The organism is Enterobacter cloacae complex sp. 394F7, from assembly GCF_057320385.1.
Window position 1 is genome coordinate 84,156 of the sequence record NZ_JBXWCS010000001.1, and the last position, 13,265, is coordinate 97,420.

Annotated in this window: 17 protein-coding genes; 13 read left to right on the plus strand and 4 right to left on the minus strand. The window is 54.6% G+C overall.

All coding sequences use genetic code 11. From position 1 onward, the window contains the following. Positions 1-3: 3 nt before the first annotated feature. From ulaB to AC2FAK_RS00465, 5 genes are read left to right on the plus strand one after another with little or no spacing between them, the layout of a single operon-like run. Positions 4-309, plus strand: a complete 306-nt coding sequence (gene ulaB, locus AC2FAK_RS00445) for a PTS ascorbate transporter subunit IIB (RefSeq protein WP_004109091.1) — start codon at positions 4-6, stop codon at positions 307-309. A gap of 9 nt (positions 310-318) precedes the next feature. After that, on the plus strand, positions 319-786 hold the full coding sequence (gene ulaC, locus AC2FAK_RS00450; RefSeq protein WP_013095304.1) for a PTS ascorbate transporter subunit IIA: 468 nt from the start codon (positions 319-321) through the stop codon (positions 784-786). 13 nt (positions 787-799) lie between these two features. Further along, complete coding sequence (gene ulaD, locus AC2FAK_RS00455) at positions 800-1,450, plus strand: 3-keto-L-gulonate-6-phosphate decarboxylase UlaD (RefSeq protein ID WP_013095305.1); 651 nt, start codon at positions 800-802, stop codon at positions 1,448-1,450. Between the two features lie 9 nt (positions 1,451-1,459). After that, the gene (locus AC2FAK_RS00460) at positions 1,460-2,320 is read left to right on the plus strand and encodes an L-ribulose-5-phosphate 3-epimerase (RefSeq protein ID WP_013095306.1); all 861 of its coding nucleotides are present in this window, start codon (positions 1,460-1,462) and stop codon (positions 2,318-2,320) included. Next, positions 2,313-2,999, plus strand: coding sequence for an L-ribulose-5-phosphate 4-epimerase (locus AC2FAK_RS00465; protein ID WP_013095307.1), 687 nt, complete (start codon positions 2,313-2,315; stop codon positions 2,997-2,999). Before AC2FAK_RS00460 ends, AC2FAK_RS00465 begins: the two co-directional genes overlap by 8 nt. A 140-nt stretch (positions 3,000-3,139) precedes the next feature. On the opposite strand, the gene yjfY is transcribed toward AC2FAK_RS00465, so the two are convergent. Continuing rightward, a complete protein-coding gene (yjfY, locus tag AC2FAK_RS00470) occupies positions 3,140-3,415 on the minus strand; it encodes a DUF1471 family protein YjfY (RefSeq protein WP_095455141.1) in 276 nt (91 codons plus the stop codon). Positions 3,416-3,758: 343 nt separating this feature from the next. On the opposite strand from yjfY, the gene rpsF reads away from it, so the two are divergent. The 5 genes from rpsF (at position 3,759) to AC2FAK_RS00495 (ending at position 6,279) form a co-directional block, all read left to right on the plus strand. Next, positions 3,759-4,154, plus strand: a complete 396-nt coding sequence (gene rpsF / locus AC2FAK_RS00475) for a 30S ribosomal protein S6 (protein ID WP_003856034.1) — start codon at positions 3,759-3,761, stop codon at positions 4,152-4,154. Between the two features lie 6 nt (positions 4,155-4,160). Then, positions 4,161-4,475, plus strand: a complete 315-nt coding sequence (gene priB / locus AC2FAK_RS00480) for a primosomal replication protein N (RefSeq protein ID WP_008502895.1) — start codon at positions 4,161-4,163, stop codon at positions 4,473-4,475. A 4-nt stretch (positions 4,476-4,479) separates the two neighbouring features. Beyond that, complete coding sequence (gene rpsR, locus AC2FAK_RS00485) at positions 4,480-4,707, plus strand: 30S ribosomal protein S18 (RefSeq protein WP_000135199.1); 228 nt, start codon at positions 4,480-4,482, stop codon at positions 4,705-4,707. Between the two features lie 41 nt (positions 4,708-4,748). After that, on the plus strand, positions 4,749-5,198 hold the full coding sequence (gene rplI, locus AC2FAK_RS00490) for a 50S ribosomal protein L9 (protein WP_008502894.1): 450 nt from the start codon (positions 4,749-4,751) through the stop codon (positions 5,196-5,198). Between the two features lie 151 nt (positions 5,199-5,349). Continuing rightward, positions 5,350-6,279 carry a DMT family transporter gene (locus AC2FAK_RS00495; RefSeq protein ID WP_013095309.1) on the plus strand — a complete coding sequence of 310 codons (930 nt, stop codon included), beginning with the start codon at positions 5,350-5,352 and terminating at the stop codon, positions 6,277-6,279. A 46-nt stretch (positions 6,280-6,325) separates the two neighbouring features. On the opposite strand, the gene AC2FAK_RS00500 is transcribed toward AC2FAK_RS00495, so the two are convergent. Then, positions 6,326-6,970, minus strand: coding sequence for an OapA family protein (locus AC2FAK_RS00500; RefSeq protein ID WP_023619713.1), 645 nt, complete (start codon positions 6,968-6,970; stop codon positions 6,326-6,328). Between the two features lie 233 nt (positions 6,971-7,203). Between AC2FAK_RS00500 and bamJ the strand changes: the two genes are divergently transcribed. Both bamJ and cycA read left to right on the plus strand, forming a co-directional pair. Continuing rightward, the gene (bamJ, locus tag AC2FAK_RS00505) at positions 7,204-7,824 is read left to right on the plus strand and encodes a BamJ family beta-barrel-assembly machinery protein (protein WP_008502892.1); all 621 of its coding nucleotides are present in this window, start codon (positions 7,204-7,206) and stop codon (positions 7,822-7,824) included. A gap of 311 nt (positions 7,825-8,135) precedes the next feature. Continuing rightward, positions 8,136-9,545 carry a D-serine/D-alanine/glycine transporter gene (cycA, locus tag AC2FAK_RS00510; protein WP_095455140.1) on the plus strand — a complete coding sequence of 470 codons (1,410 nt, stop codon included), beginning with the start codon at positions 8,136-8,138 and terminating at the stop codon, positions 9,543-9,545. A gap of 95 nt (positions 9,546-9,640) precedes the next feature. On the opposite strand, the gene ytfE is transcribed toward cycA, so the two are convergent. Beyond that, the gene (ytfE, locus tag AC2FAK_RS00515; protein ID WP_020684394.1) at positions 9,641-10,303 is read right to left on the minus strand and encodes an iron-sulfur cluster repair protein YtfE; all 663 of its coding nucleotides are present in this window, start codon (positions 10,301-10,303) and stop codon (positions 9,641-9,643) included. Positions 10,304-10,547: 244 nt separating this feature from the next. Here ytfE and AC2FAK_RS00520 point away from each other — a divergent pair, with 244 nt between their 5' ends. Next, positions 10,548-12,197 carry a methyl-accepting chemotaxis protein gene (locus tag AC2FAK_RS00520; protein ID WP_020684395.1) on the plus strand — a complete coding sequence of 550 codons (1,650 nt, stop codon included), beginning with the start codon at positions 10,548-10,550 and terminating at the stop codon, positions 12,195-12,197. Between the two features lie 62 nt (positions 12,198-12,259). Here the strand turns inward: AC2FAK_RS00520 and AC2FAK_RS00525 are convergent, their stop codons facing one another. After that, positions 12,260-13,225 carry a DMT family transporter gene (locus AC2FAK_RS00525; protein ID WP_095455139.1) on the minus strand — a complete coding sequence of 322 codons (966 nt, stop codon included), beginning with the start codon at positions 13,223-13,225 and terminating at the stop codon, positions 12,260-12,262. Positions 13,226-13,265 lie beyond the last annotated feature (40 nt).

The window sequence follows — 13,265 nt, forward strand, 5'->3', positions numbered from 1 at the left end:
ATTATGACCGTACGTATCCTGGCTGTGTGTGGCAATGGGCAAGGTAGCTCCATGATCATGAAGATGAAAGTGGACCAGTTTTTAACCCAGTCAAACATTGACCACACGGTGAACAGCTGCGCGGTGGGTGAATACAAAAGTGAACTGAACGGCGCCGATATCATCATCGCGTCTACCCATATCGCCGGTGAAATTAGCGTTTCTGGCAACAAGTATGTCGTGGGGGTACGCAATATGCTCTCCCCTGCGGATTTCGGCCCAAAACTGCTGGAAGTGATCAAAGCGCACTTCCCCCAGGACGTGAAGTAAGGACGCCACATGAAACTACGTGATTCGCTGGCAGAGAATAACTCCATCCTTTTACAGGCCGAGGCCAGCACCTGGCAGGAGGCGGTCAAGCTGAGCGTGGACCTGCTGGTTAAGGCTGATGTTGTCGAACCGCGGTATTACCAGGCCATTCTTGATGGTGTGGCGCAGCATGGTCCTTATTTTGTCATCGCGCCAGGCCTTGCAATGCCGCACGGTCGCCCGGAAGAGGGCGTGAAGAAAACCGGCTTCGCGCTGGTAACGCTGAAAACGCCTTTGGTGTTTAACCATGAAGATAACGACCCGGTCGACATTCTGATCACCATGGCGGCCGTCGATGCCAATACCCATCAGGAGGTTGGCATCATGCAGATCGTTAACCTGTTTGATGACGAAGCGAATTTTGATCGTTTACGCGCCTGCCGCACCGAGCAGGAAGTGCTGGATTTAATTGATAACGCCACAGCGGCGGCAGTTTAAGAAGGAATTGAAAATGTCATTACCAATGTTGCAGGTTGCGCTGGATAACCAGACTCTGTCCGATGCGTATGAAACCACCCGCTTGATTGCGGAAGAGGTGGATATTATCGAAGTTGGCACCATTCTGTGCGTAGGCGAAGGCGTGCGCGCCGTTCGCGATCTGAAAGCGCTCTACCCGCATAAAATCGTGCTGGCCGATGCCAAGATTGCCGATGCAGGCAAAATTCTCTCCCGCATGTGTTTTGAAGCCAATGCCGACTGGGTCACTGTGATCTGCTGTGCAGATATCAACACCGCGAAAGGCGCGCTGGATGTGGCGAAAGAGTTCAACGGCGATGTGCAGATTGAACTGACCGGTTTCTGGACCTGGGAACAGGCCCAGGCGTGGCGCGATGCTGGCATTCAGCAGGTCGTTTATCACCGCAGCCGTGATGCGCAGGCCGCCGGCGTAGCGTGGGGAGACGCGGATATCAGCGCCATTAAACGTCTTGCTGACATGGGCTTTAAAGTGACCGTTACCGGTGGCCTGGCGCTGGAAGATCTGCCGCTGTTTAAAGGTATCCCTATTCACGTCTTTATCGCGGGTCGCAGCATTCGTGATGCCGCGTCTCCGGTGGAAGCGGCACGTCAGTTCAAACGTTCAATCGCTCAGCTTTGGGGCTAAGGAGCGGGTATGTTGTCTAAACAGGTCCCGCTTGGCATCTATGAAAAGGCACTCCCCGCGGGGGAGTGCTGGCTGGAGCGGCTGAAACTGGCGAAACAGTTGGGCTTCGATTTTGTCGAAATGTCCGTGGATGAGACCGATGAACGTCTTTCTCGCCTCGACTGGAGCCAGGAGCAGCGTCTGGCGCTGGTGAGTGCGGTCGCCGAAACGGGCGTACGCGTGCCGTCTATGTGCCTCAGTGCCCACCGTCGTTTTCCGCTTGGCAGTGAAGATGATACGGTGCGCGCGCAGGGGCTGGAGATCATGCGTAAAGCCATTCGTTTTGCGCAGGATGTCGGTATTCGCGTGATACAGCTTGCCGGGTATGACGTTTACTATCAGGAAGCCAATGACGAAACGCGTCGTCGTTTTCGTGATGGCCTGAAAGAGAGCGTTGAGATGGCTAGCCGCGCGCAGGTGACGCTGGCGATGGAGATCATGGACTATCCGTTAATGAACTCGATCAGCAAGGCGCTGGGCTACGCGCATTACCTGAACAATCCGTGGTTCCAGCTCTATCCTGATATCGGCAACCTGTCGGCGTGGGATAACGACGTACAAATGGAACTGCTGGCGGGGATGGGCCATATCGTCGCGGTTCATGTCAAAGATACACGTCCTGGGGTATTCAAAAACGTTCCGTTCGGCACCGGGGTGGTGGATTTCGAACGGTGCTTCCAGACGCTCAAACAGGCGGGGTATTGCGGACCTTACCTGATTGAGATGTGGAGCGAAACGTCAGATGACCCGGCAGGTGAAGTGGCTAATGCTCGCGACTGGGTACGGGAACGTATGGCACGGGCCGGCTTACTGGAGGCTGAATATGCTTAAGCTTAAGCAGCAGGTCTTTGACGCTAATATGGATCTCCCGCGCTATGGGCTGGTGACCTTCACCTGGGGAAACGTCAGTGCTATCGACCGAGAGCAGGGACTCGTGGTGATTAAGCCTAGCGGCGTGGCATATGACGCTATGAGCCCTGACGATATGGTGGTGGTTGATCTTGAGGGTAACGTTGTCGACGGCAAATGGCGCCCTTCTTCAGATACAGCCACCCATCTGGCGCTCTACCGGCGTTACCCTTCTCTGGGCGGCGTAGTGCATACGCACTCTACGCATGCCACAGCCTGGGCACAGGCGGGGCGGGCCATTCCGGCTCTGGGAACCACGCATGCGGACTACTTCTTTGGTGACATTCCGTGCACGCGGGCACTCACGCAGACCGAAGTGGAAGGCGAGTACGAGCTCAACACCGGCAACGTCATTATCGAAACGCTGGGTGAGAGCGAACCGCTGCATACGCCGGGCATTGTGGTCTATCAGCACGGTCCGTTCGCCTGGGGAAAAGATGCGCATGACGCTGTCCATAACGCGGTAGTCATGGAGGAGGTGGCACGCATGGCGTGGATCGCTCGCGGCATCAACCCACAGCTTCAGGGCATTGATGATTACCTGATGAACAAGCATTTCATGCGCAAGCACGGTCCAAACGCCTATTACGGGCAGAAGTGAATAAGTGCTCTGGAATACCGAAAACAGTTGTAACCGGTGGTATTTCAGAGCCATTCATAAAAAAAAGCCCCCGGGCAGGGGGCAAGTAAAACGATGGCTATATTCTTTTTGTTGGCTTTCCTGGTGCTAGCGTCAAAGCGTTATCGGTAAATATCTGCACTGGCGTGCATGTTGCCGTTGCTGCCGGGCTCACGCATCAGAATGACGTGGTAGTAATTTGCCCCCTGAGCATTGGTTTCTTTATTAAGCGCCTGATCTGCTTCGCTCTCTGTGGCGAAATGGTGATTGATGTAAATAACGCCTAAGCTCTGCACATCATCCATGTTTCTGGCCTGTCGGCTGTCTATCTTGATGGCTGCCATCGCGTTTGCACTGAGCAAAAGCGCAGCCATTACGGCAATTGCGATTTTTTTCATGATATGCGCTCCACGACTGCGTGCTGTGAGACGGTTGTTTGCTCCCCTCCGGTATTTATATGGTCTCTGATTAAAGTGTAATCACTTATCCGGCGAGGATGCGTGACCATTTCTGATGCAGTTGTTCAAAAAAACAACGCTTCCTGATGTGGTTAATTTTAAATCACCCACTTAGACCAGCTTTGCGGTTTGTGCGAATTATTTGTGCAATCAGCTTGAGTTTCCTGGGGGGCGCAAGTATTATGACGCGTCAATTTTTCAGCCGACCTTTAACACGTTCCTTGCCTCCCCGGGCCTCGGCTGACCCAGACAGGAGGCTGAATAATCCGTAAGGAGCAATTCGATGCGTCATTACGAAATCGTTTTTATGGTCCATCCTGACCAGAGCGAACAGGTTCCGGGTATGATCGAGCGTTACTCTGCTGCCATCACTGGTGCAGAAGGTACGATCCACCGTCTGGAAGACTGGGGCCGCCGTCAGCTGGCTTACCCGATCAACAAACTGCACAAAGCACACTACGTTCTGATGAACGTTGAAGCTCCGCAGGAAGTGATCGATGAGCTGGAAACTACCTTCCGCTTCAACGATGCCGTTATCCGCAGCATGGTTATGCGTACCAAACACGCAGTTACCGAAGCATCTCCGATGGTTAAAGCGAAAGACGAGCGCCGTGAGCGTCGCGATGATTTCGCAAACGAAACCGCAGATGATTCTGATGCTGGGGATTCTGAAGAGTAATTTCTGATGACCAACCGTCTGGCGTTGTCCGGCATCGTATGCAGGGCTCCCCTTCGAAAGGTCAGTCCATCAGGAATTCCGCATTGCCAGTTCGTGCTTGAGCATCGTTCTGTGCAAGAGGAAGCCGGGTTTCACCGGCAGGCGTGGTGCCAAATGCCCGTTATCATTAGCGGACACGAAAACCAGGCCATTACTCACAGTTTAACGGTCGGTAGTGCAGTAATCGTTCAGGGGTTCATCTCTTGCCACAAGGCAAAGAACGGTCTGAGCAAAATGGTTCTGCATGCCGAGCAGATTGATTTGATAGATTCTGGAGACTAGCCATATGGCACGTTATTTCCGTCGTCGCAAGTTCTGCCGTTTCACCGCGGAAGGCGTTCAAGAGATCGACTATAAAGATATCGCAACGCTGAAAAACTACATCACCGAAAGCGGTAAGATTGTCCCAAGCCGTATCACCGGTACTCGTGCAAAATACCAGCGTCAGCTGGCTCGCGCTATCAAACGCGCTCGCTACCTGTCTCTGCTGCCGTACACTGATCGTCATCAGTAATCGGGCACGGTCCATTAATACGACTTTAAGAGGATAAGGTAATGCAAGTTATTCTGCTTGATAAAGTAGCAAACCTGGGCAGCCTGGGTGATCAGGTAAACGTTAAAGCGGGCTACGCTCGTAACTTCCTGGTTCCACAGGGCAAAGCTGTTCCTGCTACCAAGAAAAACGTAGAGTTTTTCGAAGCACGTCGTGCTGAACTGGAAGCCAAACTGGCTGACGTTCTGGCGGCTGCTAACGCTCGCGCTGAAGCAATCAACGCACTGGGCACTGTTACCATCGCTTCCAAAGCTGGCGACGAAGGTAAACTGTTCGGTTCCATCGGTACCCGCGATATCGCTGATGCAGTTTCTGCAGCAGGCGTTAAAGTGGCTAAGAGCGAAGTTCGTCTGCCGAACGGCGTTCTGCGTACCACTGGTGAGCACGAAGTTGACTTCCAGGTTCACAGCGAAGTATTCGCTAAACTGGTTGTTAACGTTGTAGCTGAGTAATTTTTTACTCTGCTCGCGTCGAAGCGCCGGCCTTGTGCCGGCGTTTTGCTTTTTAAAACCTGACGAACCTCTCTTTTAGCTTGTATGGTCGCGATTCCTGACGCATTTTCTGATAATAAAATGAAACGCAATTTTATCTTTGAGATTTGCCATGGAAACCGCTCTTTCTACGCCTGTCTTTGCCCGTCGCAATGTGGCCTACGCCTGCGCTACACTCTGCTGTCTGCTCTGGGGTAGCTCTTACCCGGCCATTAAAAGTGGCTATGAACTCTTTCAGATCGCAACCGATGATATCCCGTCAAAAGTCGTCTTTGCCGGATACCGTTTTCTGTTTGCCGGAGCACTGTTGCTGCTGTTTGCGCTGGCACAGCGTAAACCCATCGCCAGGCTCACGCCCACGCAGTTTGGCCAGCTTACGATCCTGGGACTGACGCAGACCACCATTCAGTACACCTTCTTTTATATCGGGCTGGCATACACCACGGGCGTTAATGGCTCGATCATGAATGCCACCGGCACCTTCTTCAGCGTACTGCTGGCGCATTTTATCTACCACAACGACAAGCTCAGCTATAACAAAACGCTGGGCTGTATTCTGGGGTTTGCCGGGGTGATGCTGGTGAATTTCCACAGTGGTATTCGTGATTTCCGCTTTGTCTGGAATGGCGACGGGTTTGTGGTGCTGGCGGCGTTCATCCTCTCCGCCGCCACGCTTTACGGCAAACGGATTTCCCAGACGGTTGATCCCACGGTGATGACCGGCTGGCAGCTGGGCATTGGTGGTCTTGCGCTGGTGGCAGGGGGATATGCAACGGGCGGGACGCTGGAGGTGCATAGCCTTACCGCGGTGGCGGTATTAGGGTATCTGACATTGCTCTCATCCGTCGCCTTCGCCCTGTGGAGCGCGCTACTGAAAGTGAACCGCGTCAGTATGATTGCCCCGTTCAACTTTGTGATTCCCGTCGCCGGGACGGTACTGTCCGCTATTTTCCTCGGCGAAAACATCCTTGAGATTAAATACGCGATTGCGCTGGTGCTGGTCTGCTCGGGGATCTGGTGGGTGAATAAACGGAGTGCCTGAGAATAAAAGTGCCGGGTGGCGGCTTCGCCTTACCCGGCCTACGCCATTACCGTGCTCTGATAAAACTGCCGTCTGGCTGGCGGGTAAACAGCACCTGTTGGCCATTACCCGTATCAATCGTTAGCCCGGTGACCACGCCGCTGGCATTCTGGCGGATCTGCACCATCTGGCCGTTCTGCAGGTTACTGAGCGGCTTACCCGCCCCTTCTACCTGAGCCATCGCATAGACATCGGTTGGCGGCAGGTTATGGTCGCGGAACAGCTGAGCAAGCGTTTTGCCCGCCTCCACGCGGTAGGAACGCCATTGCTGCTCAATGCCGGTTGGCTGCTGCGTCTGCGGTTCAGACGGGGCTGCGGCCTGCTCCTGCGGCTGTTCTTCCTGAATAGGCTCTGGCTCAACCGGTGCAACCTGTCCCGGATCGTTAGACGGCGTCACAAGCTGTGTCTGCATGGGTTGCGTGTCAGGCTGCGGGCGCGTTTGCGACTGAAGATCCAGTTGCGCATTGCGGGTAACCGGTGCGGTGTCGACATCATCGCCGCCAGAAGGGAGCAGGAAACCGACGATCACCAGCAGCGCGCCTATGATAATCCCTCTGCGATGCAGAGGAGGTAGCGGGTCCATAATGCGAAAATTGTCCGGCGCATGCCAGATTTTCGCCAGGGTAGGTTTCAGTTCAAATCGCCCGGGCATGGCTCTCCTCCTGCTCCGCGTCTTTTTTATCCTGTGCTCCGAAGTATAGTTCGCTAACTGCCTGAACGGCGTAGCAAACCCGACATCCGTGACATCCATTCGGGATTAATCCTGGTTACCTCTATTGTTTCTGTTTCGTCGCAGTTTGTCACCTTAACTTCAGACAAAGTTTTACCCATAAGGGCATGACTGCTATGCTGCCCGCTACTTTAAATGTGATGGAAGGAAAACCCATGACCACCCCGACTTTTGACACTATCGAAGCGCAGGCAAGTTACGGTATCGGCTTGCAGGTAGGACAGCAACTGAGCGAATCCGGCCTGGAAGGTCTGTTACCAGAAGCGCTGGTGGCGGGTATCGCTGACGCGCTGGAAGGCAAACAGCCAGCCGTTCCGGTTGATGTTGTGCACCGTGCGCTGCGTGAAATCCACGAACGTGCGGACGCTGTGCGTCGCGCGCGCTTCGAAGAGATGGCGGCAGAAGGCGTGAAATATCTGGAAGAGAACCGTGAGCGTGAAGGCGTGAACAGCACCGAGTCTGGCCTGCAGTTCCGCGTGATCAACCAGGGCGACGGCGCTATCCCGGCACGCACTGACCACGTTCGCGTGCACTACACCGGTAAGCTGATCGACGGTACCGTGTTCGACAGCTCTGTTGCACGCGGCGAACCGGCTGAATTCCCGGTTAACGGCGTTATCGCAGGCTGGATTGAGGCTCTGACCCTGATGCCAGTCGGCTCCAAATGGGAACTGACTATCCCACACAACCTGGCGTACGGTGAGCGTGGCGCTGGCGCGTCCATCCCACCATTCAGCACCCTGGTGTTTGAAGTCGAGCTGCTGGAAATCCTGTAATCGGCTTTTCTTATTTCCTCTCTCCGTCCGGGGAGAGGAAAATAGTGTTAAAACCTATAGTTACGATGGAATTAATATTTTATCTTGCAAACGAAACTGTTGCGTGTATTTTTGTGAGCTGTTTCGCGCTGTATGAGTGATATGACACTCACTTCCAACATATTATTAACATAATATCTAAATCATAGTATTCATCCCGCCGATTCTTACCTAATATCGATAAACCCTTACAAAGGGACCGTCATTTATTTGACGTTTTTAAAGGCCAGAAGAGCCTTAACAACACAGACAGGCATAAACAGGAAAATTACATGGTAGATCAGGTCAAAGTCGCCGCGACAGAAGAGGCAACGTCTGAACAGTCGCTACGGCGCAATCTCACAAACCGTCATATTCAGCTTATCGCCATCGGGGGTGCCATCGGTACCGGGCTGTTTATGGGCTCAGGCAAAACAATCAGTCTTGCCGGGCCGTCGATCATTTTCGTTTATATGATCATCGGTTTTATGCTCTTTTTTGTGATGCGTGCAATGGGTGAATTGCTGCTCTCCAACCTCGAATACAAATCTTTCAGCGATTTTGCTTCCGACCTGCTCGGTCCCTGGGCGGGTTATTTCACCGGCTGGACCTACTGGTTCTGCTGGGTCGTAACCGGCATGGCGGATGTTGTCGCCATTACTGCCTATGCGCAGTTCTGGTTCCCGGGGCTGTCGGACTGGGTCGCCTCGCTGGCGGTGATTATTCTGCTGCTGAGCCTCAACCTCGCCACCGTTAAGATGTTCGGTGAGATGGAGTTCTGGTTCGCGATGATCAAGATTGTCGCTATTGTGGCGCTGATTGTGGTGGGCCTGGTAATGGTGCTGACGCACTTCCAGTCGCCAACCGGCGTACAGGCTTCGTTTACCCATCTGTGGAATGACGGCGGCTGGTTCCCGAAAGGCATCAGCGGCTTCTTTGCCGGCTTCCAGATTGCGGTGTTTGCCTTTGTGGGGATTGAACTTGTCGGAACCACCGCTGCCGAAACCAAAGACCCGGAAAAATCCCTGCCGCGTGCAATCAACTCCATTCCGGTTCGTATCATCATGTTCTACGTCTTTGCGTTGATCATTATTATGTCCGTGACGCCGTGGAGCTCGGTTGTGCCAAGCAAGAGCCCATTTGTTGAACTGTTCGTGCTGGTGGGACTGCCTGCGGCAGCGAGCCTGATTAACTTCGTGGTGCTGACATCTGCAGCGTCATCGGCGAACAGCGGGGTGTTCTCAACCAGCCGCATGCTGTTTGGCCTGGCGCAGGAAGGCGTTGCGCCGGGCGCGTTCGCAAAGCTCTCTAAGCGTGCTGTTCCGGCGAAAGGGCTGACGTTCTCCTGCATGTGCCTGTTGGGTGGGGTGGTAATGCTCTACGTGAACCCGAGCGTTATCGGTGCGTTCACCATGATCACCACCGTTTCGGCGATCCTGTTTATGTTCGTCTGGACGATCATCCTCTGTTCGTACCTGGTGTATCGTAAACAGCGTCCGCATCTGCATGAGAAATCGATCTATAAGATGCCGCTGGGCAAGCTGATGAGCTGGGTGTGCATGGCGTTCTTCGCGTTCGTTCTGGTTCTGCTGACGCTGGAAGATGACACCCGTCAGGCGCTGATCGTCACGCCGCTGTGGTTCATTGCCCTGGGATTGGGCTGGCTGTTCATTGGTAAGAAACGAATGGCAGGCGTAAGGTAAAAGCAAAACGGCAACTTCGGTTGCCGTTTTTAGTTTTTGCACCCTCTCCCCGTGGGAGAGGGCCGGGGTGAGGGCATCAGGCTTCAGTGGCCTTTTTATTCACCCGCTAATGCACGCGGGAACAGAACGTTATTCTCAAGACTGATGTGTTCCATCAGGTCATCGATCATCTCGTTAATGCCGTTGTACATCGCTTTCCATGTGGTGCAGGCTTCTGGCGGCGGCGTGACGTTATTGGTCGTGTGTTTGATGACTTCCAGCAGTTCACCCGCGTCGTCATGTTCGCTTTCCATCACGCTAATTGGCCCCATCGCCTGGCTGCCCATTCCCTGTTTAATCATCGGGAAGAGGATCTGCTCTTCTTTCATCATGTGGCTGGTGAGTTCTTCATGCAGCATGGTCAGGTATTTCGCCAGGCCGCGCGGCACGGAAGGCTTGTCGGCATGAACGCGCTCCACTTTGGTGGCCTGCAGGATCAGCTCCGGCAGTTGTTCGCGGTGGCGATCGTGGTAACGCACGATAATGTGGTCGATGATTTCGGCAAGCGGGGCCGTGCGCCACTCTTTGTCGATGGGTTGCTCTGCCAGCAGGGCCAGCTCCGCTTCAATAACCTCTACATCCAGCTCTTTGCGCGAGGCCGCACGTGCCAGAGTTTGCTTACCGCCGCAGCAGTAATCCATGTCGTATTTACGAAACAGCGCAGAAGCGCGAGGGATGGAGAGCGCCAGCTCGCCGAGTGGTTGGTCGCGGAAGGCCATAGCAGTTACCTCATCATCAAGAATATAAGATGCATATTAAATGCATCTTTAAGGCGACGCTATAACCCTTTAGAGGCAAGGGTGAAAATGAGATGTAAGTCACAAAAAATTAGCGTGTTTAACTCACTGAATGAATGCAGAAAATAACTTTAGAAACTTTTTTAACGTGGAGAAACAGTAAACAACCCGCCGCGCCTGCCGATATACCCACGTCAGACAAACCTGCATATTACAAAGGCAACGCATGTTTAAACGTATAAAAGTCATTACCCTTTTGATTTCGGTGCTGCTTGTGCTCGGCATCATGCAACTCGTTTCCGCCGGTATCTTTATCAACGCGCTGAATAACGATAAAGACAATTTCACCGTGTCGCAGCTATCCAGCAAGAACGTGGCGGAGTTTACCGATGCATGGATCAGCCTGAACCAGGCGCGCGTCACCCTGAACCGCGGCATGCTGCGTCTGCAAAGCAGCATGGCCTCGCAGATTAACGGCGGACAGCTCAATGAACTGGTAAACACGGCGAAAAACCTGCTGGCCAATGCCCAGTCTCATTACGACAAATACTATGCTTTGCCAAATACCCCAGGGCTGGATCCCAACCTGGCAAATCGCCTGGAAGAGCAGTACCGCAATTACTCCGCGACGCTGACCCAAATGAACGTTTTGCTCTCTCAGGGCAATCTGGAAGAGATGTTCAAGCAGAATGCAGAGCAGAAACAGACCGCGATGCAAAACGTTTACCGGGAATGGCGTGAAGCCCAGGCCGTGCTTACGGATAAAGGGATCAAAGATAACGAAAGTGATTACAAGCGTATCCTGTGGATCCTCTCTGCGGTTATGCTGCTGGTGATTATCGTGATTATCTCCAGCTGGATTGCCATGCGCCGCGTGCTGCTGTTGCCGCTGCAGGATGTGATAAGCCATATCCGCGCCATTGCCGCCGGTGATTTAACCCAGCCGATCCATGCAGAGGGTAAAAACGAGATGGCCGTACTGGCGCAAAACGTCCAGGAGATGCAAACCGCGCTGGCAAACACCGTGGGCGTGGTTCGTGAAGGTGCGGATACCATTTACACCGGTGCGGGGGAAATCTCTGCGGGCAGTAACGATCTCTCTTCCCGTACCGAGCAGCAGGCTGCCTCGCTGGAAGAGACGGCTGCCAGCATGGAGCAGCTGACGGCAACGGTGAAACAAAACGCCGACAATGCCCGTCAGGCTTCCCGTCTGGCGCTTGATGCCTCTTCAACGGCGAAGAAGGGCGGTAACGTTGTAGAAGGCGTGGTGCGCACCATGGACGAAATCGCCACCAGTTCCAGCAAAATTGCGCAAATTACCAATGTCATTGACGGCATTGCCTTCCAGACGAACATCCTGGCTCTTAACGCGGCAGTTGAAGCGGCGCGCGCAGGTGAGCAGGGGCGTGGCTTTGCGGTGGTAGCCGGAGAAGTGCGTACGCTCGCTCAGCGCAGCGCCCAGGCGGCGAAAGAGATCAAAGCGCTGATTGATGACTCTGGTGAGCGGGTTAACGCAGGCTCGCAGCTGGTGAACGAAGCCGGGGCCACCATGGCGGAGATTGTTAACGCCGTGACTCGCGTCACCGACATTATGGGTGAAATTGCCTCTGCGTCTGATGAACAGAGCCGCGGTATCGACCAGGTGGGCCAGGCGGTGGCAGAGATGGATCGTGTTACCCAACAGAACGCCTCGCTGGTGGAAGAGTCTGCGGCCGCAGCGGCCGCGCTGGAAGACCAGGCGGCACGCCTGAACGACGCGGTGGCGGTGTTTAAAATTGCCCGCAGCCAGGCAGTGAAGGCGGCTCCGGCGAAAACCTATGCGCCAAAAACGCAGCCCGTTGCTTCTGCGTCTGAAGCCAACTGGGAAACGTTTTAAAAGCTTGCCCGGAGGCGGCTACGCCTGACCGGGCCTACGTTTTTGCAGGCCCGGCAAACGCCTCACATCTCCGACGCCGGAAGGACCATCGGTTTTTCCGGCTTCGCTCTTACCGCCATTACTACCCCCATCACCAGCAGCACTATTCCGCAGGCCGTTAACAGCGGCGGTACGCTCTGGCGCATCAGGAAGGTGTACAGCAACCCGGCCAGCGTTTCGAAGACAATCAGCGGCCCTAAGATCACCGTGGGCAGTTTCTGGCTGGCGATATTCCAGCACAGCGCGCCCACCCAGGAACAGAGCACAGCGATAGCGATCATCAGCCCGACAAAGACCCACGGCCGCGGTCCGAAGGGCAGGGCGAAGTCTGGCAGTTGCTGCGCAGACCAGAGGCACGCCCCGGCATAGCCCACCAGCGAGACCGGCAGCGTCACCAGCGCCTGTGCCGTTGCCCACATCATCGGATGTTTATCCGGGTTCTCCCGCAACCATCGCGCATTACGCAGGGCATACCAGGCCCAGCAGGCGACGGAAATAAACGCTAAACCGATCCCCGAACCGTAACGCCAGACGCTGAAATCAGCGAGCCCGTGGCGAAGCTCGGCAATATTCACACAGACCAGCCCGACGCCCGTGCAGATCAGCGCGGGTACCATTTTTGACCATGCCAGTTTGCCATCGCGCTGGCTGTACAGCAGGTTCGCAAAGACGGGGATAACGACAGGCAGCGTGCCGATAATCATGGTCGATACCGGCGCGCCGGTACGCTGAATGGCGCTCGCCAGGCAGACGTAATAGATAAGGTTGCCCACCATGGTCAGCGCCAGCGCGGTCATCCAGTCCTGGCGGTTGAGCTGGCGTAAACGCGTACGACCGAGCCAGGCCAGCGGCAGGGCAATCAGCCCCAGCGCCAGATAGCGTCCGGTTGACTGCAGGGCCGCCGGATACTCGGGCACAATCAGCGGGCCGACAAAAATCAGCCCCCACATCAGCCCTGCCAGCAGGGCATACAACACGCCACTAATCATTATTCCATCCACATCAATTGACTTTGTACTCAGTGTAGAA

Excerpts from the sequence above, each read along its gene's own strand:
- ulaB (WP_004109091.1), top strand. The coding sequence starts at position 4 with ATGACCGTACGTATCCTGGCTGTGTGTGGCAATGGGCAAGGTAGCTCC.
- ulaC (WP_013095304.1), top strand. The coding sequence starts at position 319 with ATGAAACTACGTGATTCGCTGGCAGAGAATAACTCCATCCTTTTACAG.
- ulaD (WP_013095305.1), top strand. The coding sequence starts at position 800 with ATGTCATTACCAATGTTGCAGGTTGCGCTGGATAACCAGACTCTGTCC.
- AC2FAK_RS00460 (WP_013095306.1), top strand. The coding sequence starts at position 1,460 with ATGTTGTCTAAACAGGTCCCGCTTGGCATCTATGAAAAGGCACTCCCC.
- AC2FAK_RS00465 (WP_013095307.1), top strand. The coding sequence starts at position 2,313 with ATGCTTAAGCTTAAGCAGCAGGTCTTTGACGCTAATATGGATCTCCCG.
- yjfY (WP_095455141.1), bottom strand. The coding sequence starts at position 3,415 with ATGAAAAAAATCGCAATTGCCGTAATGGCTGCGCTTTTGCTCAGTGCA.
- rpsF (WP_003856034.1), top strand. The coding sequence starts at position 3,759 with ATGCGTCATTACGAAATCGTTTTTATGGTCCATCCTGACCAGAGCGAA.
- priB (WP_008502895.1), top strand. The coding sequence starts at position 4,161 with ATGACCAACCGTCTGGCGTTGTCCGGCATCGTATGCAGGGCTCCCCTT.
- rpsR (WP_000135199.1), top strand. The coding sequence starts at position 4,480 with ATGGCACGTTATTTCCGTCGTCGCAAGTTCTGCCGTTTCACCGCGGAA.
- rplI (WP_008502894.1), top strand. The coding sequence starts at position 4,749 with ATGCAAGTTATTCTGCTTGATAAAGTAGCAAACCTGGGCAGCCTGGGT.
- AC2FAK_RS00495 (WP_013095309.1), top strand. The coding sequence starts at position 5,350 with ATGGAAACCGCTCTTTCTACGCCTGTCTTTGCCCGTCGCAATGTGGCC.
- AC2FAK_RS00500 (WP_023619713.1), bottom strand. The coding sequence starts at position 6,970 with ATGCCCGGGCGATTTGAACTGAAACCTACCCTGGCGAAAATCTGGCAT.
- bamJ (WP_008502892.1), top strand. The coding sequence starts at position 7,204 with ATGACCACCCCGACTTTTGACACTATCGAAGCGCAGGCAAGTTACGGT.
- cycA (WP_095455140.1), top strand. The coding sequence starts at position 8,136 with ATGGTAGATCAGGTCAAAGTCGCCGCGACAGAAGAGGCAACGTCTGAA.
- ytfE (WP_020684394.1), bottom strand. The coding sequence starts at position 10,303 with ATGGCCTTCCGCGACCAACCACTCGGCGAGCTGGCGCTCTCCATCCCT.
- AC2FAK_RS00520 (WP_020684395.1), top strand. The coding sequence starts at position 10,548 with ATGTTTAAACGTATAAAAGTCATTACCCTTTTGATTTCGGTGCTGCTT.
- AC2FAK_RS00525 (WP_095455139.1), bottom strand. The coding sequence starts at position 13,225 with ATGATTAGTGGCGTGTTGTATGCCCTGCTGGCAGGGCTGATGTGGGGG.